Source organism: Streptomyces sp. NPDC031274 (genome assembly GCF_055570235.1).
This window is the reverse complement of the sequence record NZ_JBVIHP010000001.1, coordinates 284,353-302,527: the sequence shown is the minus strand read 5'-3', so window position 1 is coordinate 302,527 and position 18,175 is coordinate 284,353. Positions and strand designations below refer to the sequence as shown.

Here is an 18,175-nt window from a genome sequence, read left to right as displayed (position 1 = left end):
CACCACAGGGAGGAATAGCATCCATCTTAGGTGACACCCCGAGGGAGGGGCGGGGGGGCCGACAACTCCCCTCCCGCCCGCTCCCGCTCACATCCCGCTCACGCGCTCACCCTCATGCCGGCCCGACACCGCCCGTGCAGGCCGCACCGGGTTCCGGAGTCTGCTCACCCTGGACATATTTGCCAAGGAACTGCTCGACCCGGGGGTCCGATGCCCTGTCCACGGTGATCTGGCGGCCCCACGCGGTGAGCGTGAGGGCGTCCTTCTGCTCCTTGACCGGGCTCATCAACGTGTAGGGCGTTGTCCTGACCTTCTGGCTCAGCGTCTTTATGTCGCCGGCCGCCGCCTTGTCGTTGTACGTGATCCAGACGGCGCCGTGCTCCAGCGAGTGGACGGCGTTCTCCTCGCCCAGCGGCTTGTCGTACACATCGCCCTGGCAGTTGGCCCACGCCTGGCTGTGATCACCGCCCGCTGCCGGGGTCATCGGGTAGTCGACCTTCTTCGTGACGTGGTTGCGCCCCAGCTTCTTCGCGTCCCACGTCTTCTCGCCCTTGACCGGGGCCTGCGCGGCGGCCTCTTCCTTGTCCTTCTTCTCCGACGCGTCGAGCAGGACGTACGAGCCGAATCCGGCGAGACCGGCCAGTACGGCGACGCCCGCGGTGATGGCGATGACGCGGTTGCGCCGCTCACGCGCCTGCTCGGCGCGGCGCAGCTCCTGGATGCGGGCCTTGCGTGCGGCGGTGGTCGCGGTCTTCTTGCCTGTCTTCGAGGTGCTCTTGGAGGTGCTCATGTCCGGGGATGTCCTTGTCTCCGCCGCGCCCGGGGCACGGCGGTGGTGACGGTGATGGTGTGTGAGGTGAGCGGCACAAGCGCGCGACGGCGACCGCGTCCGTGAACAGCGGCGTGACGGGACAGGACGGGTTCGCAACGCGCGGAGGTCCGGTCTAGGTCCTCAGCACCTGAAGGACGTGGAGATCCGGGGCGTACCGGTGAACAGGCGTCGGCCGTACGGGAAGTGCGGTGGCCGGGGCCGCGGGCAGTCCCGCCTCCCCCAGCGTCGTCGGCACCGACGGCTCGGGCGCCGGGAGCGCGATCGCCGCGGCGTGCGTGACGGACGCGCACCGCTCGCCGGGAGGACAGCTGTGGTCGAGCGAGGCCTGCTCGGCGGATGCCGGGGCACCAGCTCCAGGCACGGGCGCGGCGGAATAGGAGGCGGAATAAGAGACGGCGACGCGGGCGCTCGGGGCGTCGTGATGTGCCGAGGAGCCGAAGCACACGCACAGGACAGCCAGCAGGGTGGCCAGGCTGATCCCGAACACGGTGCAGCGCGCGGCGGTACGCCGCTCTCCGTGCACCGTGTCCCGCAGACCTGACGCCATGGCCGCAGATATTAGCCGCTGCCGCTCCGGTGCCGAGCCCCGGCCTTCCCGCTCACACCGCGTGGTGCGCAAGGACCTTGTGCGGGTCCTGGGCGCCGGGCACGGTCGCCGGGTCCGCGTGCACCAGTACGGCGGTCAGCTTCGGCACCGCGTGCAGCAGAGTGTGCTCCGCGTCGACCGCGACCTCGTGCGCCTCCCGCACGGACAACTCCCCGTCCACGACGACCGCCACCTCGGCGCGCAGCCGGTGACCGATCCAGCGAAGGCGCAGCTCACCGACGCCACGGACGCCGGGAACCGTCAGGAGCGCTTCCTCCGCCGCGTCGACCAGGGCGGGATCGACGGCGTCCATCACCCGGCGGAACACCTCTCGTGCCGCGTCGCGCAGCACCAGCAGGATCGCCGCGGTGATCAGCAGGCCCACGATCGGGTCGGCGAGCCGCCAGCCCAGGGCCGCGCCGCCCGCGCTCAACAGGACGGCGAGAGAGGTGAATCCGTCCGTGCGGGCATGCAGACCGTCGGCGACCAGGGCGGCCGAGCCGATCTCGCGGCCGACGCGGATGCGGTAGCGGGCGACCCATTCGTTGCCGATGAAGCCGATGACGGCAGCGGCCGCCACCACCCAGAGGTGCTCCAGGGTGCGGGGGTTGAGCAGTCGGTCGACCGCCGCCCAGGCGGCGAAGGCCGCCGACGCGGCGATCGTCAGGAGGATGACGATGCCCGCGAGATCCTCGGCACGGCCGTAGCCGTAGGTGAACCGGCGGGTGGCGGCCCGTCGGCCCAGGACGAAGGCGATACCGAGGGGGATCGCGGTCAGCGCGTCCGCCGCGTTGTGCACGGTGTCGCCGAGGAGCGCGACCGAGCCGGTGAGCACCACGATCACCGCCTGGGCCCCGGCAGTGACCCCCAGGACGGCCAGCGAGATCCACAGCGCGCGCATTCCGCGCGCGGACGATTCGAGGGCCGGGTCGACCTTGTCCGCGGCCTCGTGCGAGTGCGGCTTCAGTACGTGCCCGGCCTTGTGCCGCCACCGCTTCGAGCGCCCCTCGCCGCCGGGCCCATGACCGTGATCGTGGACGTGACCGCGACTGTGGGCGTGACCACCATGCCCCCGGCCGTGGTTCTGGTGGTGCTCGTGCGAAGGGTGCGGGTGTCCGTGCTGCTCACTCACGAGTACGGCCTTCCGACGCGGGACGGGAGAGTGGACACCGCGAGGCGCCCGCACTCATTATGTGCGTATGAGCGCACGCATGCACCTATCACCTGCGCACGATGCGCACCCGCAAGATCCGGGCGCCGAGCACTTCACCCATGCGGCCGAGGTCCTCGGCCTCCTCGCCGACCGCACCCGCCTCGCCCTCCTTCACACCCTCGCCAAGGGCGAAGCGGATGTCACCACACTGACGGCCGCGTGCGGCGCCGCCCGCCCCGCGGTCAGCCAGCACCTGGCCAAACTCCGCCTCGCCGGGCTCGTTTCCGTACGGAAGGAAGGGCGCCGCATGATCTACGGCCCGCCCGACGGACACCTGCGCCGCGTGGTCGACGAGGTCCTGAACCTCGCCGACCACCACCTCAGCGGCGCGGCCACCCACGACTGAACGGGCCTCAGGCGTAGTTGCGCCTGCCTCGTCGGTAGGCGATCTCCCCCAGCGCGATGTCCATGACGAGGAAGGCAGCCAGCGGGATGCCGAGCAGCGGCACGAAGTAGCCGAGCACGGCGATCGCCGCCATCAGCGGGACCAGGACGAACGCCGGTACGTTCTGCCACGCCCCGCGCGGCAGCGGACGCCCGAAGGAACTGCCGCGCCCGCGCTGCCACCACATGCGGTACCCCCACACGATCATCAGGATCAGCCCGAGGGCGAGACCGGCGAGGGCGATCTGGTTGACGAGCCCGAACAGCGAGCCGGTGTGCGCGTCGATGCCCCAGCGGGTCAGCTTGGCGAGCACGGGGTAGTCGGCGAACCGCAGCACTTCGGTGACCTCGCTGGTCGCCGGGTCGATGGCGACGGAGTCCTGCTTCTCGGGCCAGCTGCGCTGAATCTGCCGGACGATGTACGCCGATGACGCGTCGGCCGGCGGCACGATCTCCACCGGGTTGGAGAGCCCCTCGCCACGGGCCGCCTTCAGGACGGCGTCGAGCCCGACACCCTCGCCTCCTGCGGCGCCGCCCGAGCCCGACCCGCCGTGCCCCGCGTGCTCTCCGCCGCCCGCGACGGTCGCCGTCAGCTCCGGCGTCGTCTGCCCGATGGCCTCGCGCAGGTCACCGACGCTCTCTCCCGCGTACGTCGACCAGGTAAGGCCCGTCGCGGACAGGAAGATCAGTCCGGCGGCGGCCCACACGCCCACCGAGCCGTGCAGCGAGAGCGTGCGACGGCGGCCGGTGGCACCGCGCAGCTTGGGCTTGCGCTGGGAGCGCCGGCGGCCGAACCACAGTACGAGGCCACCGCCCGCGATCACCCACAGCCAGCTGGCGGCGAGTTCGCTGTAGAGCCTGCCGGTCTCCCCCAGGTGCAGATCGCGGTGGAGTTCGTCGATCCAGGTGCGCAGCGGCAGTGCGCCGGTGGAGCCGTACTGCTCGAGGGCGCCGCGCACTTCGCCGTTGTAGGGGTTCACGAACACGGCGAGGGTGTGGTCGGCGCCCACGCCCGGCACTCCGGACAGGAGTACGCGGGTCGTCGCGCCGTCCTCCAGCGATGGCCGCACCGCGCTGACCGCACCGTCGGGGTGTGCCCTGCGGGCGGCGGCCACCTGCTGCGAGATCGGCAGCTCGGTCTTGTTCGCGCCGACGGGGACACGCAGTTCGTGGGAGTACACGATCTTCTCGGCCTGGTACGAGCAGGCGTACAGGAGTCCCGTGGTGGCGGCGACGAGCACGAAGGGGGCGATGAGCACCCCGGCGTAGAAGTGCAGGCGCAGTACGAGCGGACGCAGCGACGCCCATCCGGACCGTCCTGCGGAGGGCGGCGCCCCCTGGGTCTCCTGCCCGTCGTCCGGGGCGAGGAGTGTGGGTTCGGCGGACATGTGCTGCTCTCCTGGATGCAGGTGATGCGGATCGATCGGCCGTGGCGACCGGTGCAGGAGTCGGTTGGAGGGGCGCATAAGTTCCCCGCAGCCCGTCAATGCACGTGTGACGCGCACCACATAGAGTGGTGTGGCAGAGCCCAATCCACAGGGAAGAACCGGCCGATGGCCGTGTACTGCGCGATTGGCGTACCGCGGGCCCTTAACCGGCGGCAGGGGCAGGACTAGCGTCGGGAGACCGGGCGCCTCAGGGCCGGGAACCCCCGGAACCGGGCCCCGACACTCCGTTGGAGACGCGATGCTCCAGACACGCGAGTTGTTCGACAGCCTTGCCTCTCGTGCCGACCACCTCGACAACCAGACCCTCGCCGACGCCGCCGACGCCCTCTCCGCGTGCGAACAGGCCGCGACCGCCTGCGCGGTCGGCATGCTCGCCGAGAAGGAGGCCGACGAACTGCGGGCCTCCGTCAACCGCGATCTGAACTGTGCCGACATAGCCTCGGCCACGCGGCGCGTCCTGACGCGCGGCACGGACGCCGATCACGCGCTCCTTGCCGCGCAGTTGCAGGCGTGCGTGATGGCCTGCGAGCACAGCCACGAGCTGTGTTCCCAGCACGCGTCGCACCACGAGCACTGCCACCTCTGCTCCGAGGCCACGAACCGCGCGGCGTCCGCCTGCCGCGAGGTCCTGACGAGCCTGCGGGCCTAGCGCGCCGGGCACCGGACATCGGTCCCTTGCTCGGCCGTCCGTCCGGCCCAGCGCCCTCGGGGGCAGTTCGCACAGCATGGCCCCGATCCGGCAAACTGCCCGGATGGACTATGAGTTCTGGAACGACATCCACCACCGCGGCGGCATCGCCGCCGTCAAGAGCGCGCTGGAGGAAATTGCGGAGCGCGGTTCCGCCGAGGACGCGGACGCCGCGATGGATCTGGCCTGCCAGGTCATCGCCGACGACACCGCCCGACTCCAGGCCCGCGCGGATCAGGCCGAGGCCAGGCTGCGGATGCTGACCGACGAGGCGCGCGAGGTGGGGCGGCAGGTCGACGCGCACGCCGGAACCGAGGAGTCCGCCGAACCACCGGTGCGTGCGGAGCGCGAGTGACCGTCACCGGGCGCCGGGCAGCTGAGCCGCCCTACCGCTTGGCTCTTTCGGGGCTCCACCGCGGGCCTGCCCGGCGCTAGCGTCCCAGCGTCCGGAGCCCTGCGGGTGCCGCGTCCCGGCGGGCGATTCCTGATCACGGAGTTCGCCCTGCGCGGCAGCCCCAGCGCCGAGGAAGTGGCGGCCTGCACGCGGATGTGGACCTGTCCCCCGCTCACACCCTTCGACACGCTCGTCACACTCGTCGGCGAACTCCAGCAGAGCGGCTTCCGTGTCGAGTCCGTGCGGGAGATGACCTCGGACGCGGCGCCGTGCGGCGAGCTCATGTGTGTGCTCTACGAGGACCGGCGCGGCGACATCGAGGGGCGGTTCGGCAAGGAGGCCTTGGCGCACACCGATCCGCTCATGCCCCCTACCGCTCCTTCTGCCACGACCACATGGACTACTACCTGGTCGTCGTGCGCGCCCCCGAGGCCTGAAGGCCTGACGCCTCGCGTTCAGGGCGCGCCCGACGACCCGCCGCGAGTCAGCTCACGGTCACCGTGAGGACCGGCGACACGATGGCGCCGCTGGCCACGCGCAGCTCGTTCTTGCCCTTGAGGCCGAGCTTGGCGCGCAGGCCGTAGGCCCCGGACTTGTTGGTGACCGTGCTGGCGGGCAGAGCCTTCCACGCCCCGTGCTGCTTCTGCTGCAGGGTCACCTTGCTCCCGGCTTTCAGGCCGGTCGCCTTGCCCGTGATGCGCAGCTCCTGCCACGCGCGGACGTGGGAGACGGACGCCTTCGCCGTGAGCGTGGGCGCCGCGGCGGGCTTGGCCTCGGCCTGCGTGGGCTGCGGCTCCGGGCCCGACCCGTCGGCGAGTGCGGCGGTGGCGGGAATCAACAGCGCCGATCCGGCGAGGGCGGAGACGGCGGCGGTGCGCAGAAGGCTGCGGCGGCGGGTGTTACGCATAACGACAGTGATCCCCTTTGATGTCGGTCAGTACGCGGTCTTCATCGTGCGACGAGCCGCACAATGAGGAACATAAACGTACGCACCCGACATTGCGATCACCCGGAGAACGCGTAACGGAATCCGGTAATTTCGGTCACGGCGCCGCAACTGCCCCCACTGCTTCCCTGCGTTGCCCGTCCTGATCAGCGACGGATCAGCGGCGGATCAAGTGGCGGATCAAGTGACCGTGGGTGGCCGCCGTCGCGGAACTGACCAGCTCGGTCACCCGATAGCCGTCGATCCCGTCGGCCACGTCGTCGACGGTGTCCCTGCTCTCGTCCTCGCGTCACATCAGATCCCCAGCACGGCCTTCGCCGTCATGAAGTAGATGACCAGGCCGGTCGCGTCGACCAGTGTGGTGACCATCGGTGCCGACACCACCGCCGGGTCGATCCGCAACCGCTTGGCCAGCAGCGGCATCGTGCCACCGATGGTCGCCGCCCAGCCGCAGATGACCACCAGGGTGATCCCGACCACCAGGGCGATCTTCGCGCTGACGAACACCGCGCCCACGACCACGCCGAGGATCGCGAGCAGCGAGCCGAGGACCAGGCCGACGCGGCACTCGCGCCATATGACCTTCGGGAGGTCCGAGCCGCGCACTTCTCCGACGGCCAGGGCGCGCACGCAAGCGGTCGCGGCCTGGGCCCCGGCGTTGCCGCCCGCGCCGATGAGCATGGGGATGAACATGGCGAGCTGCGCGGCCTTCTCCAGAGTGCCCTCGAAGGACTGCGTCACGCTGACGGTGAGTGTCGCCGCGACGAGCAGCAGGCTCAGCCACAGCGCCCGGTAGCGCGCGAGCTGCCACACCGTCGCGGCCATGTAGTGCCCGGCCCAGGGCGCGGCGCCCGACTGCCGTGCGACGTCCTCGGTGTCCGCGGCCTCGATGACTTCGAGCGCGTCGTCGATGGTGAGCAGTCCGACGAGCCGGTTCTCGCTGTCCACGACCGCGAGGTTCAGATCGTTGGTCTCGCGCATCAGCCGGGCCGCCCGCTCGGCCGAGTCGGTCGCGTACACGGACGCGGGCTCGGTGGCGACCAGCGAAGAGACCATCGTCTCCGGCGGGCTGAGCACCAGCTCGCGCAGCTCCGCGATGCCGGTGAGGCGCTGCCCGTCGTCCACGACGGGCAGCGTGTAGACCGTCTCGGCCTGGCTTCCCTTCTCCCGTACGACCTCCAACGCCTGCTGGACGGTGAGGTCCTGATCGAGTGCCACTACTTCGGGGGTCATATAGCGGCCGACAGAGCCCTCCGGGTAGCCGAGCAGCGCGGAGGTCATCCCCCGTTCGTGCGCGCTCAGTCCGCCGAGTACCCGATGGGCGACGTTGGCGGGAGCCTCTCGCAGCATCCTCGCCCGGTCGTCGGGGTCCATGCCCTCGACGAGCTCCAGGAAGGTGCGATCGCGCAGTCCTTCCAGGATCTGCTGCTGGTCGACCGGTTCCAGCTCCTCGAAGACGGTCAGCGCCCTGTCCTTGTCGAGGAGCCTGAAGGCCTTCCCCGCGTCGGCCGCGTCCATCCGGCCGAGCTCGTCGGCGATCACGTGGGGAGGATTGGTCTCCAACCACTCCAAAGCACTGTGCAGTTGATGACTTTTGACTATGTCCTGCAACGACTCGGGCAGTTCCGGACGCAGCTCTTCGGGCAGGTTCGTCTGAGGCATGGGCAGGTCCTCGGCGCAGCGGTGAGACACAACACGGGCACCCAGGGACAGAGCGCGCCGCTGAAGGTTACACGGGCACGGTGAACGCGCCGACGTCACGGCCCTCCAGCGACCCGGGACCGGCCACCAGCTTGCTCTCTAACCCCTGGCTGCGCTACGGCGCGCTTCCTCGTCGGCCAGGACGGATTCGATGCCGTGCTGCCGTACCCCCAGAACCCGTCGGGAGTTGGCGGCCTCTGCGGCGGGGCCGAATGCCGCCAGGGCGCGCCGGGCCGCCACCGCCGCCGTGGTGTCAGCGGCCACGAGGTCGGCATTGATCGCGGCCGCGGCAGTCATTCCGGTGGCTGCGGAGAGGACGACTCCGGCCACCAGGTCGGTGACGTTGCCCGCTGCCCATACTCCCGGAACACCCGTGAACCCGGCCGCGTCCGACTCCACGTGACTGCCCACGCCCATTGGATGGTCGACGCTCGCCAGACCGAGTCCGGCCAGCATCGCGCCGCGCGCCTCGAACCGTGGTGCCACGGCGAGCGCCCGCACCGGAATGCTGCTGCCCGAGGCCAGCCGTACGCCGGAGAGCCGATCCGCCTCCACATCGAGGCCGACGACCTCCCCGTCGACCACCGCGATGCCACGGGCGCCCAGCTGCTCCCACTGCTCATCGGTCAGCTCGCCCGCGGTGTGCAGGAACAGGGTCACGTCCGGCGACCACTGACGGAACAGCAGCGCCTGGTGCACGGCCATCGGACCGGTCGCAAGGACACCGATCGGTTCGTCACGCACCTCCCAGCCATGGCAGTACGGGCAGTGCAGGACGTCACGGCCCCACCGCTCGCGCAGCCCGGGGACATCCGGAAGCTCGTCGACGAGCCCCGTGGTCACAAGGAGGCGTCGCGCGCCGTGGCTCCGGCCGCCCTCGGTGCGCACGACGAAGCGTTCACCGACTCGCCGGAGGTCCGTGACGCGGTCCGACACGATCCGCCCGCCGTACCCGGTTACCTCTTCGCGGCCGATCCGCAGCAGCTCTCCCGGTGCCGAGCCCTCTCGGGACAAGTACCCGTGCACTCCGTCAGCGGGAGCGTTGCGCGGTTCGCCGGAGTCGACCACCAGCACCGAACGCCTGGCCCGGGACAGGGTCAACGCGGCCGACAGACCGGCCACCCCTCCCCCGACCACCAGCACATCCACATCCACATCCACATCCACGCCTGCGAAGTCTTGCTCGTTCGACTCAGTCATGCCGACACCGTGCGCCGGATCGCAACAGGTCGGCAAGCTTCTTTGCCGCTCTAGCAATTTCGAGAGCCGGTCCGTCAAGGCGGGTGGCCGACTCGTTCCCGCTGTGCGGGTCAGCCGTCGACCAGGCGCAACGTGTCGATCCGGTCCCAGCCACCGGCGGTGACCCGTTCGCGCAGAGCGAGTTCGGCGCCGGCGCGCAACAGCAGGCGCTGGGGCGGAGCCAGGCGCACGGCGAGGAGTACGAGGGCTTCCAGGACGCTGTTGGCCAGGAAACGGACACCGACAAGGTCGACGACGACCTCACTGCTCCGTCGCGCCTCTTCGGTCAGAGCGTCGATCAGGGGGCCGCGGTGTGCGCTGAGGGCTTCGCCGTGCAGACGCACCCCGGGGCGATCGGCCAGGGGCATCATGAGCAGCAGGTCGTCGGTGAAGTAACCGCGCATCATCAGTCCCGGATGCTTGGGGCGCACCGGCAGAAGGCTGCGGGGGCCGTGGCGGTTCTCTGCGCGATGCCTCGTCGCGAGTACAGGATCCCGCTGGGTACAGCCGCTGGCGTCGAGGCCCCGACCCAGGCCCGAGTGATCGCCGGGAGGTCGATCGCCGCGCCAACAGCGGCCCATCGACCACGAACTGCTCCGAACCTACTCCCCGCACGTCCACGCCCGACAGGTCAATACCGGACGGCCGTTCGCGGCCTGGGCCGAACATTCCCGCAGGACCTTCCAGGGCGGGCTCCCCGCGTTCACCGCTCACATCGCAGATCCCCCGGGTCGACCGCGTCGGCCATCACCCCCATGCCCTTGTCGTTGGGGTGGAGGTGGTCTCCGCCGTCGAATACCGGCCCCAGCCGTTCCCGGTCGTACGGGCTGCGGAGCACCTTGTCGAAGTCGGTGACGGCGTCCAGCTCGCCGCTGTTCCTGATGAAGTCGTTGACCTCCTGGCGTACCGCCTCACCGGCGGCGTCGAACTCCGACCAGCCCTTGAAGGGCAACACCGTCCCGCCCACGACGCACCTACCCGCCGCGTGCGCCCGGTCGACGATCCGGCGGTATCCGGCGGTATCCGGCGATGAGCTGGTCCGCGGTGACGCCGGTGTGCGCCTTGATGTCGTTGATGCCCTCGAACAAGAACACCGTACGCACGCCCGGGTGGGAGAGAACGTCTCGCTCAAGACGGGCCAGGGCGCTTTGCCCCGCACCATCGGCAAGCACCTCGTTGCCTGAGATGCCCTCGTTGGCGACGCCCTTGATGCTGATGTCTGACGCGCTCTGCAGCCGACGGGACAAGTAGTCCGGCCAGCGGCGGTTCGTGTCGGTGGTGGACTGCCAGCCATCGGTGATGGAGTCGCCGAGCGCGACCACGGCGCCCGTGTCCGCCCCGCTCTCCACGCTGACCGATCCGCGGACCACGGTGCGGCGGCTCGGCTCACGGGCGGGGAGAGGGCTGTGGCTCGACTCACGAGCGGACAAGGGTCTGCGGCTCGGCTCGCGGGCGGGGAAGGGGCTGCGGCTCTGCTGCGTCATCGCGACTACTCCTAGTACGTGTCTATGCCGATGAAGGACTGGATCGCGGTGGCCGCGGCCCCGCGCGCCCACTCCTCGAAGGGCAGGGGACGTGTCATCACGTCGCACTGCGCGGCGGTACCGAAGGCGGAGGCGGTGAACGCGTCGCGGATCTGCTCGGCGAACAGGTCGTACGCCGCGAGACCTTCGCCGGAGATGATCACTCGCTGCGGCCCGAGGACGTTGACGACGGCCCCGATGGCACGGCCGATCGCCTCCCCGGCCCGTGCGTAGGCCTCCCGGGCGCCGGGATCGCCCCGGTGCGCCAACTCCAGGGCCGCGGCGGAGTCGGTGACCGGGGTGCCGGTCACCTCGCGGACGCGGCGGACGATGGCGGCGTCACCGGCGATTGCCTCGACGCAGCCGGTGTTGCCGCAGTGGCACGCCGGGCCCAGCGGGTCGATCGACAGATGGCCGATCTCACCGGCGACACCGTGTGCGCCGGAGACCACCTTGCCGTGCACCACGAGCCCGCAGCCGATGCCCGCGCCGACGGTCACCAGGGCGAAGTCGCAGATCCCCGCCCCGGCACCGAACCACTGCTCGGCGACCGTCAGCGCGCGGACGTCGTTGTCGACGGTGACGGGCAACCCGGTGACGGTGGAGGCCAGTTCGGCGAGCGGCACGTCCCGCCAGTCGAGGAAGGGCGAGTAGCGCACCACCCCGGCGGCGCGGTCCACGTCACCGGAGACGGCGATCCCGAGCCCGCGCACCTCCACGCCGAACCCCTCGGCCTCCGTGAGGAGTTCCTGCACGAGACCGGAGATCGAGGCGAGCACGGCGCCGGGGTCACGGTCGGCGAGCGGGAGGTGGCGGGCGACGCGGATGCGGCAGCACAGGTCGGTCAGGACCGCGATGATCTCGTCGCCGGTCACCTTGACCCCGATGAACAGGGCCCGGCCGCCGTCGACCCGCACGAGGGTGGCGGGCCGCCCGAGGGCGGGACGCGCCTCTTCGTCCGCTCCCTCGACGAGATAGCCGACCGCCATCAACGGCCTCACCGCCTTGGTGACCGCCGCCGAGGAGAGCGCGGTCCGCCGGGAGATCTCGATCCGCGTGAGCGGGCCGTGGGACAGAACAGTGGTGAAGACCAGGGAAGCGGCCGGTGTGGGTGCCGGAACCACGTCGATCCGAGGGGTCGTCGATCGCATGGCCGAAACGTAGGGAGTGTTCTTTTCCTCTGTCAATGAAAGAAGCAAACACCTTTCAAGAGTCCTCCGCAGAGGCTCTCCATCTTTCAAATGGGTGCAAGTATCAGGGTGTTGACAGTTGATCGAAGGCGGTGTTGGCTGCCGCATGTTCTCGAGGCGCTACCTGAACGTGAGGATCCATGCCTGTGATCTCCTTCGCCCCTGAGACCGGAGCCTGGCTGCTCTGCACTCCACGTACGTCGTACGCGCTCCGGATCGACGAGACCGGAGCGCCCTGCCATCTCGCGTGGGGACCACGGCTGACCCTGGCTCAGGCGCAGGAGCTCGCCACTCCCCCGGCCCCGCAGCCCAGCAGTTTCGAGGGGCGGCCGCCGGTCGGCGAGGAACTGCCCGTCGACGGCGGTGCACGGTATGGAACGCCCTCACTGCAGGTGCGCTTCGCCGACGGCACCCGGGCCATCGAATGGGAGGCGTCAGGCCACCGCGTCCATGAGCCGACACCGGGGCCCTCCCCGGGCTCCACCGAACTGGCCCTGGAGTTCCGCGACCGCCACTACCCCCTGGAGATCACCCTCCACTACCGCGTACACGACGACAGCGACGTCATCGAACGCTGGTCCGTGCTGCGCAACACGGGCGACGAGCCCGTGACGCTCCTTCGTGCCGACTCCGCCGCGTGGACGCTTCCGGCCAGGGACGACTACCGGCTCAGCCATGTCACGGGCCAGTGGTCCGCCGAGACCCAACTGCGCCGGGAGCGTGTGCCGTTCGGCGAGACGGTCTTCACCAGCCGCAGGGGCAACACCAGCCATCACGCGAACCCCTGGGTGATGCTCGACGCGGGTGACGCGACCGAGGAGCACGGCCAGGTGTGGAGCGCGGCCCTGGCCTGGAGCGGCAACTGGCGCGTCACCGTGCAGCGCACCCCCGACGGCCGGGCGGGATTCACCGGCGGCGCCGGCTACGACGGCATGACCCAGCCCCTCGACCCCGGCGCGGAGTTCACCACCCCTCGACACGCCGGTCTCTACGCGGACGGCGGATTCGGTGCGACGAGCCGCGCCTGGCACGCGTACGTCCTCGCCCATGTGCTGCCCCACCCCGACGAGATACGACCGGTGCTCTACAACTCGTGGGAAGCCACCGGGTTCGATGTCGACGAGGCCGGCCAGATGGCACTGGCGGCCCGGGCGGCGGCGCTCGGCGCCGAGCTCTACGTCATGGACGACGGCTGGTTCGGCGCGCGCCGCAGCGAGAACGCGGGGCTCGGTGACTGGACGCCGTCCCCGGACCGCTTCCCCAAGGGGCTCACGCCGCTGGTGAGCGAGGTGCACCGGCTCGGAATGCGCTTCGGCCTGTGGGTGGAGCCCGAGATGGTCAACCCGGACAGCGATCTCTACCGCCGGCACCCGGACTGGGTGCTGCACTTCCCGCACCGCGACCGCACCGAGCTGCGCAACCAGCTGGTGCTCAACTTCGCCCGCCGTGACGTCGCGGACTGGGCGTACGACTGGCTGACCCGCCTGGTGGGCGACCACGGCATCGACTTCCTCAAGTGGGACATGAACCGCGCGCTCAGCGAAGCGGGCTGGCCGGATCAGGCGGACGGCGCCGACCGCGTGGGGACGGCGTACGTGCACCACCTCTACGACGTCATCGACCGGCTCCGCGCCGACCATCCCGGCCTGCGGATCGAGGCGTGCAGCGGGGGCGGCGGCCGGGTCGACCTCGGCATGCTCTCCCGCACCGACCAGGCATGGGCGTCGGACAACACCGACGCGGCGGACCGCGTCCTCATCCAGCATGGCTATGGCCAGCTCTATCCGTCCCGGACCATGGCGGCATGGGTGACCGACGTCCCCAACCAGCTCACGGCCAGATCGGTGCCGCTGCGCTTCCGCTTCCACGTGGCGATGGCCGGGGTACTCGGGCTCGGCGGCGATCTCATGCGCTGGACCGACGGGGAACTGGCTGAAGGAGCAGCCCTGGTGGCCGAGTACAAGCGCGTGCGCCATCTCGTGCAGCACGGGACGATGCACCGGCCGCGCGGGCCGGTCGACGACGGCCCCACCGCGGTGCAGTACGCGGCGGCGGACGGTGGCGAGACCCTGCTCCTGGCCTGGCAGCGAGCCCCGCGTCACGGCGCCGCGTACCAGCCACTACGTCTCGGCGGCCTCGATCCCTCCGCCCGCTATCGTGACGCCCGCACAGGTGCGGTGCATTCCGCGACAGTGCTCGCCTCATACGGCCTCCGGCCCGAGCTGCCGCCGGGCGACTGGGCCAGCGCTGCGGTGCATCTGATCCGGGAACCCTGACAGGGCTCAGCACGCCTGGTACGCGGCTAGGGCCAGGGCCCTTCTGATGGATCTCCGTGGGAGAAGGAGCGGCGTTCGGTGCGTGCCCTCGGCGTGCGGCGTGAAGGGTCATGTGGCGGAGTCACCTGTCCCTTTGCGCCGCGCGGCGAGGGTGCGTGCCGGGCGTCGCGACGCCGCGGAGATCCATCAGAAGGGCCCTAGGCCCCAGCCATGGCGCGCCGGACGCTCTCGTGGAGCAGGGCGCGGCGCTGCTCGTGCAGCTTCTCGGGCTCTTCCGCGGTAGCGGCGTAGACATTGCTGACCGGTGACCACGCCATGGACATGGCGATGACCATGGCCATCACGTCGAACGGGTCCCCCTGGCGCACCAGGCCCGCGGCTTGCGCCTCGGCGATGGCGTGCAGCTTGCGGTCGTCGAGCCGGTCGGGGTCGTCGACCAGGTGGCCCGTCGGGCGTCGCTCCAGGCGCGCCCAGGTGGCGAGGCGGATGAGGTCGGGGCGGCGGAGGTACTCGTCGTAGAGACGCACCGCCCAGTCCGCGAGGTCCGCGGCATCGATCGGCACGACGTTCACGATCCGCTCCAGCGAACCGAAGAAGATGGCGTCGAAGAGCCCTTCCTTGTTCCCGAAGTAGGCGTAGAGCTGCGCCTTGTTGGTGCGCGCTGCGGCGACGATCCGCTCGACGCGCGCTCCGGCGATCCCGTGCTCGGCGAATTCCTGGGTCGCCACATCGAGGATGCGCTGGTACGTAGCGGCACCGCGTGCGGTCAAGGGCTGGTCTGCCATGTCCGTCAGGCTACCAAACAGAACAGTTGGTTTGCCTGACGGGCCGCAGTCCCCTACTCTCCGAATAGACCGAACAGTCTGTCTATGAATCTGGGAGAGAGCCCCATGAGGACCACTGTGAGCTGGCAGGCCGACGGCCCGTCGGCGACGCTGCGGCGGACGCCGCTGAAGCGGCGCGACCTGCGCCCCGACGACGTAGCGGTCCGTGTGGACTACTGCGGCGTCTGCCACACGGACCTGCACGCCGTCCAGGCCCATGACGGCGGCCACCCTCTCGTGCCGGGGCACGAGTTCACCGGTGTGGTGACCGAGACGGGGTCCGAGGTCACGGACTTCGCCGTCGGCGATGCGGTGGCCGTGGGCAACATCGTCGATTCGTGCGGGACGTGCGCCATGTGCCGGGCCGGGCAGGAGAACTTCTGTCATACGTTCCCGACGCTGACCTACGGCGGCGTCGACCGCCACGACGGGTCGACCACCCAGGGCGGCTACTCCCGCGAGTACGTCGTCCGATCGCGGTTCGCCCACCCCCTTCCCCCCGGCCTCGACCCGGCCGCCGCCGCTCCCCTGCTCTGCGCCGGGATCACCGTCTGGGAGCCGCTGCACGCCCTCGGTGTCGGTCCGGGCATCCGCGTCGCCGTGGCAGGCCTCGGCGGTCTGGGCCACCTCGCCGTCAAGATCGCCGTGGCGCTCGGCGCCGACACCTCGGTCATCAGCCGGTCGCTGGACAAGGCCGACGACGCGCGCCGCCTCGGCGCCCACGACCTGGTCGTCTCCACCGATCCGGCGCAGATGGCCGCCGCCCGGGACCGGTTCGACGTCATCATCGACACCATCGCCGCCCCGCACGACCTCGGCCTTTATCTGCGCCTGGTCGCGATGGACGGGACACTCAGCCACCTCGGGCACCTCGGCCCCATCACTCTGGAGACCACCGACCTGCTCATCGGGCGGAAGAAGCTGAGCTCCGCGGGGAGCGGCGGCAGGCCCGCTACCGCCGCCATGCTGGCCTTCTGCGCCGAGCACGACATCACCGCCGACATCGAGCTGCTCCCCTCGGCCCGCGTGAACGAGGCACTCGACCGACTCCGGCGCAACGACGTCCGCTACCGCTTCGTCCTCGACATGTCCGACCTGGACTGAGGACGAGCAGCGTCGTTACGTGGTATTCGCCCCGGAACGCCTCGGTCGGCTGGGCCCGGACCCGGGATTCCAGGTTGCGGGGGCGGCGGCCAGGGCCGGGAATGGACAGGGAGGCGCATCCCGCCCCACCTGCACGTTCGCGGCCCGCACAGCCCGCGCAACCTGGAGAGCCCGTAGAACCCGCAGAGCCCGAAAGGACAGACCATGACCGCCTGGAACGGTTCCGATCTGAAGCAGATCGGCACAGCCGAAGAGCTGGACCTGCAGTCCGAGCGCGCGGACGGCACCTTGCGCGCCCCTGTGACGATGTGGGTGGTCCGCGCCGGCGACCATCTCTACGTCCGCTCGGTCAAGGGCGCGGACGGCCCCTGGTACCGAGGGGCACAGACCCGTCGGCAGGGCTGTGTCGAGGCCGGCGGTGTGCGACGGGACGTGGCCTTCCATGAGGCGGAGCCCAGCGAGTACGCGAGCGTGGACGCCGCGTACCGCGACAAGTACGGGCGCTACACCGGCATCGTCGATCACGTCCTGACCGACAAGGCCCGCGCCTCCACCCTCCGCCTGGAACCCAGCTGACACCCCACGCGGATGGGGATGCACTCACTCTGACCGACGGCAACACGCGCACAACCACCCCACGCATCAAGGGAGTTCCACCCTCATGCGCGCCACCCTGCTGTACGCGGCCGACGACGTACGCGTCAAGGACGTCCCCGACCCTAAGATCCAGAACCCCACCGACGCGCTCAACTGACCGCTCCCCGACTGAGCCTCCTCAGTCAGCTCAGTCCGAAGGAGCGGCTGAGAGATGCTGGTCGGCGGCCCAGGAGGCGAGGATCCTCAGCCGGTCATGGGTGGGAGTACCGGCCGCGGCCGTCCAGATGACGAGCTGCTGGTCGGGGTCGGTGCTGGCGGTCAAAGTGTCCCAGTCCAGAGACAGCTCTCCCACGGCAGGATGATTGAGCGTCTTGGAGCCCACATTGAGTGTGGTGACGTGGTGGGCCGCCCACCACCGGCGGAAGTGCTCGTCGTGGACGGACAGTTCTCCGACCAGAGCGGTCACGCGGGGGTCGTCCGGGTCCTTGGCCACCTCCATACGGAACTGGGCCACGGCCGTGCGCGCGACTTTCTCCCAGTCGGCGTACAGCGACCGCATCACCGGATCGGTGAACAGAATCCGCAGGTAATTGCGGTGCTTCTCCGGCACCCGGGAAAAGTCGGTGATGAGGGCAGCGGCCAGCTGGTTCCAGGCAATGATGTCCATCCGGCGTCCCAGGACAACCGCGGGAGTAGCGGTGAGGTCGTCAAGAAGGCGCTGCAACTGCGGCTGGACCTTTTGCCGGGTGCGGCGCCTTGGGCGCGGGGTCTGCTTGCCCGCGAGGCCGAACAGGTAGTCGCGCTGGTCGTCGTCGAGGTGCAGAGCCTGCGCGAGAGCGTTCAGTACCGGCGTGGATGCCTGCAGACGGCCCTGTTCGAGGCGGGTGTAGTAGTCGGTGGAGATCGCAGCCAGCTGAGCGACCTCTTCGCGTCGCAGACCCTCGACGCGGCGGGGTCTCGGCGGGTCGGGCAGGCCGACGGTGCGAGGGCTGAGTTCGGCCCGGCGGACCTTGAGGAACTCGCCCAGCTCGTTGAGGTGCGGCTCAGGACTCATGGTCCCAGTCTCGCATCGCGGGCCTTCCATGAAGGGGGGAGAGTTTCTTCCCAGGAAGACCTCCTCCCAGGAAGAAACTCTCCTCTTTTCGTGATCCCCACGCGGTGTGAAAGTCGATGGGGAAACCGCTCGACGGCAGGCCGGAACGGCCCCGGAATAGAAATACGGGCGCCGAA

18 protein-coding genes and 1 pseudogene are annotated in these 18,175 nt (G+C 70.2%); 7 read left to right on the top strand and 12 right to left on the bottom strand.

Features of this window, described 5'->3' with window-relative positions:
* Nucleotides 1–112: 112 nt before the first annotated feature.
* From ACZ5CR_RS01395 to ACZ5CR_RS01385, 3 genes are all read right to left on the bottom strand, one after another.
* The gene (locus ACZ5CR_RS01395) at nucleotides 113–790 is read right to left on the bottom strand and encodes a DUF3105 domain-containing protein (RefSeq protein ID WP_468852410.1); all 678 of its coding nucleotides are present in this window, start codon (nucleotides 788–790) and stop codon (nucleotides 113–115) included.
* 154 nt (nucleotides 791–944) lie between these two features.
* On the bottom strand, nucleotides 945–1,379 hold the full coding sequence (locus ACZ5CR_RS01390) for a hypothetical protein (RefSeq protein ID WP_468852408.1): 435 nt from the start codon (nucleotides 1,377–1,379) through the stop codon (nucleotides 945–947).
* 52 nt (nucleotides 1,380–1,431) lie between these two features.
* On the bottom strand, nucleotides 1,432–2,550 hold the full coding sequence (locus tag ACZ5CR_RS01385) for a cation diffusion facilitator family transporter (protein WP_468852407.1): 1,119 nt from the start codon (nucleotides 2,548–2,550) through the stop codon (nucleotides 1,432–1,434).
* Nucleotides 2,551–2,629: 79 nt separating this feature from the next.
* Here ACZ5CR_RS01385 and ACZ5CR_RS01380 point away from each other — a divergent pair, with 79 nt between their 5' ends.
* On the top strand, nucleotides 2,630–2,977 hold the full coding sequence (locus tag ACZ5CR_RS01380; RefSeq protein WP_453524795.1) for an ArsR/SmtB family transcription factor: 348 nt from the start codon (nucleotides 2,630–2,632) through the stop codon (nucleotides 2,975–2,977).
* A 7-nt stretch (nucleotides 2,978–2,984) separates the two neighbouring features.
* Here ACZ5CR_RS01380 and ACZ5CR_RS01375 read toward each other — a convergent pair whose 3' ends face one another.
* Nucleotides 2,985–4,403, bottom strand: a complete 1,419-nt coding sequence (locus ACZ5CR_RS01375) for a PepSY-associated TM helix domain-containing protein (RefSeq protein WP_468852405.1) — start codon at nucleotides 4,401–4,403, stop codon at nucleotides 2,985–2,987.
* Between the two features lie 298 nt (nucleotides 4,404–4,701).
* On the opposite strand from ACZ5CR_RS01375, the gene ACZ5CR_RS01370 reads away from it, so the two are divergent.
* From ACZ5CR_RS01370 to ACZ5CR_RS01360, 3 genes are all read left to right on the top strand, one after another.
* Entirely contained in the window at nucleotides 4,702–5,112 is a 411-nt protein-coding gene (locus ACZ5CR_RS01370) for a four-helix bundle copper-binding protein (protein WP_468852402.1), read from the top strand.
* A gap of 103 nt (nucleotides 5,113–5,215) precedes the next feature.
* The gene (locus tag ACZ5CR_RS01365) at nucleotides 5,216–5,506 is read left to right on the top strand and encodes a hypothetical protein (RefSeq protein ID WP_468852400.1); all 291 of its coding nucleotides are present in this window, start codon (nucleotides 5,216–5,218) and stop codon (nucleotides 5,504–5,506) included.
* A gap of 105 nt (nucleotides 5,507–5,611) precedes the next feature.
* Nucleotides 5,612–6,049, top strand: coding sequence for a hypothetical protein (locus ACZ5CR_RS01360; RefSeq protein ID WP_468852398.1), 438 nt, complete (start codon nucleotides 5,612–5,614; stop codon nucleotides 6,047–6,049).
* Here the strand turns inward: ACZ5CR_RS01360 and ACZ5CR_RS01355 are convergent.
* From ACZ5CR_RS01355 to ACZ5CR_RS01330, 6 genes and pseudogenes are all read right to left on the bottom strand, one after another.
* Nucleotides 6,030–6,452 carry a hypothetical protein gene (locus tag ACZ5CR_RS01355; RefSeq protein WP_468852397.1) on the bottom strand — a complete coding sequence of 141 codons (423 nt, stop codon included), beginning with the start codon at nucleotides 6,450–6,452 and terminating at the stop codon, nucleotides 6,030–6,032. The two genes, ACZ5CR_RS01360 and ACZ5CR_RS01355, sit on opposite strands and share 20 nt — an antisense overlap.
* Nucleotides 6,453–6,785: 333 nt before the next feature.
* Nucleotides 6,786–8,153, bottom strand: coding sequence for a magnesium transporter (gene mgtE, locus ACZ5CR_RS01350; RefSeq protein WP_468852395.1), 1,368 nt, complete (start codon nucleotides 8,151–8,153; stop codon nucleotides 6,786–6,788).
* A gap of 138 nt (nucleotides 8,154–8,291) precedes the next feature.
* On the bottom strand, nucleotides 8,292–9,392 hold the full coding sequence (locus ACZ5CR_RS01345) for an NAD(P)/FAD-dependent oxidoreductase (protein WP_468852393.1): 1,101 nt from the start codon (nucleotides 9,390–9,392) through the stop codon (nucleotides 8,292–8,294).
* A 110-nt stretch (nucleotides 9,393–9,502) separates the two neighbouring features.
* On the bottom strand, nucleotides 9,503–9,862 hold the full coding sequence (locus ACZ5CR_RS01340; protein WP_468852390.1) for a hypothetical protein: 360 nt from the start codon (nucleotides 9,860–9,862) through the stop codon (nucleotides 9,503–9,505).
* Nucleotides 9,863–10,134: 272 nt separating this feature from the next.
* Nucleotides 10,135–10,789: pseudogene (locus ACZ5CR_RS01335) on the bottom strand (SGNH/GDSL hydrolase family protein); the annotation flags it as partial.
* 137 nt (nucleotides 10,790–10,926) lie between these two features.
* A complete protein-coding gene (locus tag ACZ5CR_RS01330) occupies nucleotides 10,927–12,105 on the bottom strand; it encodes an ROK family protein (protein ID WP_468852389.1) in 1,179 nt (392 codons plus the stop codon).
* A 179-nt stretch (nucleotides 12,106–12,284) separates the two neighbouring features.
* On the opposite strand from ACZ5CR_RS01330, the gene ACZ5CR_RS01325 reads away from it, so the two are divergent.
* On the top strand, nucleotides 12,285–14,420 hold the full coding sequence (locus ACZ5CR_RS01325; protein WP_468852387.1) for an alpha-galactosidase: 2,136 nt from the start codon (nucleotides 12,285–12,287) through the stop codon (nucleotides 14,418–14,420).
* Nucleotides 14,421–14,617: 197 nt separating this feature from the next.
* On the opposite strand, the gene ACZ5CR_RS01320 is transcribed toward ACZ5CR_RS01325, so the two are convergent.
* A complete protein-coding gene (locus ACZ5CR_RS01320; RefSeq protein WP_468852384.1) occupies nucleotides 14,618–15,205 on the bottom strand; it encodes a TetR/AcrR family transcriptional regulator in 588 nt (195 codons plus the stop codon).
* A gap of 105 nt (nucleotides 15,206–15,310) precedes the next feature.
* Between ACZ5CR_RS01320 and ACZ5CR_RS01315 the strand changes: the two genes are divergently transcribed.
* Nucleotides 15,311–16,348, top strand: coding sequence for an NAD(P)-dependent alcohol dehydrogenase (locus tag ACZ5CR_RS01315; protein WP_468852382.1), 1,038 nt, complete (start codon nucleotides 15,311–15,313; stop codon nucleotides 16,346–16,348).
* Between the two features lie 204 nt (nucleotides 16,349–16,552).
* The gene (locus tag ACZ5CR_RS01310) at nucleotides 16,553–16,924 is read left to right on the top strand and encodes a DUF2255 family protein (protein ID WP_468852381.1); all 372 of its coding nucleotides are present in this window, start codon (nucleotides 16,553–16,555) and stop codon (nucleotides 16,922–16,924) included.
* A 208-nt stretch (nucleotides 16,925–17,132) separates the two neighbouring features.
* Here the strand turns inward: ACZ5CR_RS01310 and ACZ5CR_RS01305 are convergent, their stop codons facing one another.
* Nucleotides 17,133–17,999: a helix-turn-helix domain-containing protein gene (locus tag ACZ5CR_RS01305; protein ID WP_468852378.1), complete on the bottom strand. Its 867-nt coding sequence runs from the start codon at nucleotides 17,997–17,999 to the stop codon at nucleotides 17,133–17,135.
* Nucleotides 18,000–18,175: the final 176 nt, after the last annotated feature.

Bases quoted from the DNA above. Each gene is read 5' to 3' on its own strand.
- ACZ5CR_RS01325 (WP_468852387.1), top strand. From the start codon at position 12,285: ATGCCTGTGATCTCCTTCGCCCCTGAGACCGGAGCCTGGCTGCTCTGC.
- ACZ5CR_RS01370 (WP_468852402.1), top strand. From the start codon at position 4,702: ATGCTCCAGACACGCGAGTTGTTCGACAGCCTTGCCTCTCGTGCCGAC.
- ACZ5CR_RS01375 (WP_468852405.1), bottom strand. From the start codon at position 4,403: ATGTCCGCCGAACCCACACTCCTCGCCCCGGACGACGGGCAGGAGACC.
- ACZ5CR_RS01305 (WP_468852378.1), bottom strand. From the start codon at position 17,999: ATGAGTCCTGAGCCGCACCTCAACGAGCTGGGCGAGTTCCTCAAGGTC.
- ACZ5CR_RS01355 (WP_468852397.1), bottom strand. From the start codon at position 6,452: ATGCGTAACACCCGCCGCCGCAGCCTTCTGCGCACCGCCGCCGTCTCC.
- ACZ5CR_RS01330 (WP_468852389.1), bottom strand. From the start codon at position 12,105: ATGCGATCGACGACCCCTCGGATCGACGTGGTTCCGGCACCCACACCG.
- ACZ5CR_RS01395 (WP_468852410.1), bottom strand. From the start codon at position 790: ATGAGCACCTCCAAGAGCACCTCGAAGACAGGCAAGAAGACCGCGACC.
- ACZ5CR_RS01380 (WP_453524795.1), top strand. From the start codon at position 2,630: ATGCACCTATCACCTGCGCACGATGCGCACCCGCAAGATCCGGGCGCC.
- ACZ5CR_RS01390 (WP_468852408.1), bottom strand. From the start codon at position 1,379: ATGGCGTCAGGTCTGCGGGACACGGTGCACGGAGAGCGGCGTACCGCC.
- ACZ5CR_RS01365 (WP_468852400.1), top strand. From the start codon at position 5,216: ATGGACTATGAGTTCTGGAACGACATCCACCACCGCGGCGGCATCGCC.
- ACZ5CR_RS01320 (WP_468852384.1), bottom strand. From the start codon at position 15,205: ATGGCAGACCAGCCCTTGACCGCACGCGGTGCCGCTACGTACCAGCGC.
- ACZ5CR_RS01310 (WP_468852381.1), top strand. From the start codon at position 16,553: ATGACCGCCTGGAACGGTTCCGATCTGAAGCAGATCGGCACAGCCGAA.
- ACZ5CR_RS01345 (WP_468852393.1), bottom strand. From the start codon at position 9,392: ATGACTGAGTCGAACGAGCAAGACTTCGCAGGCGTGGATGTGGATGTG.
- ACZ5CR_RS01315 (WP_468852382.1), top strand. From the start codon at position 15,311: ATGAGGACCACTGTGAGCTGGCAGGCCGACGGCCCGTCGGCGACGCTG.
- mgtE (WP_468852395.1), bottom strand. From the start codon at position 8,153: ATGCCTCAGACGAACCTGCCCGAAGAGCTGCGTCCGGAACTGCCCGAG.